The 1,166-nt window shown below is 42.0% G+C and carries 1 protein-coding gene; it reads right to left on the minus strand.

Going from position 1 to position 1,166, the window contains the following annotated elements; genetic code table 11:
- Positions 1 to 919, minus strand: a 919-nt coding sequence (locus MXE38_RS12360) for an RRXRR domain-containing protein (protein ID WP_246915516.1), incomplete at its 3' end; no start/stop codon positions are given.
- Between the last annotated feature and the right edge of the window lie 247 nt (positions 920 to 1,166).

The following is a 1,166-nucleotide window of genomic DNA, read 5'->3' on the forward strand; positions in this document are numbered from 1 at the left end:
CTTCATATATAAAAGGCATAGCAATATTAATTATGGACGTTCCTGCATACTTTTTGCGTTCGCCCTTCATCGCTAGACATGCTTCATTTGTATGAATTTGTCCATGACAAGAGCCACATAAAGCACTAATGTTATATATTCTATCGCTGCCTCCTTTACTTTGAGGGTCGATATGGTGGAAATGGCAGTCATTTTTATCCAATGGCTTGCCACAAAGAGCACAACGACCTCCTTGCATAGCGAATATATAACTCTCAAAACTAGCATAGCCTTTGAGAGGACCATTTTGAAAGTCAGTTCCTTGAACCGAGCCATCATCTAGTTGCATAAAAGCGAACTTGTTGTACTCCATACTCCAGCTCTTAATAGGCAAAAACTTGTTGATGTGCTTAACCAAATTTATATGAGTACGCACACACTGGTTTGCAGTTGGAGTAAGCGATCTAGCAGAACGCTTGCGGTTATTAAAGCGACTTTCCTTGTTAATGATGTCTTTAACTGGCATATTGCCATCCTTGTATCCTGGAAGCTTACGGCCATTAGGAAACTCAGTTAAAGTATTATTTCGCTTAGCAAGGCGTTTACGTACTAATCGCTGTCCTCTACGAGAGGCTTTTCGATGTTGCGCACGGTCTGTCATCAGCTTAGGAATTTCTCGGTTACGCGTAGTGACATTAGCCGCATAAAACACTTCACCTTTGCCGTTGACTACAGCAAGGCCAATATTGGTTCGTCCAGGATCAATACCTCCATATAGAGCTTGGACAAAGTGAGTGCTTTCATATTTCAGCTGGATGGTAAAGGGAGTATAACGAGCAATTTTTGCCTTGCCCTCCCGTAAAAGGTGCCGCACCCGACCAAGCCTTTTAGTTGGCATAAGCGGGTTGCCTTGATTGTCCAAAACATAAGCAATATCCATTCAATATCCACTATAAAAATAAATTTAATGCGCCATATCTTGTCAAACATAATGCCTAACAAGATATAACGTAAAAGTACCATAGACTCGGCACAGATACGCCCAGAGCGAGGGGCTTGGTAAACACCCCAAGGTGGTTGAGAACTCAATCTCTCTGTGTCGTAATTGTCTCTGCTCAACTAAAACCGAAGTTTCAAGCTCCATCCTGAAAATGAGCTACGCTCATTTTAGGATGGAGTAGTTGACA

Origin of the sequence: Anaerobiospirillum sp. NML120448, assembly GCF_023050945.1 — a bacterium.
Lineage (GTDB): Bacteria > Pseudomonadota > Gammaproteobacteria > Enterobacterales > Succinivibrionaceae > Anaerobiospirillum.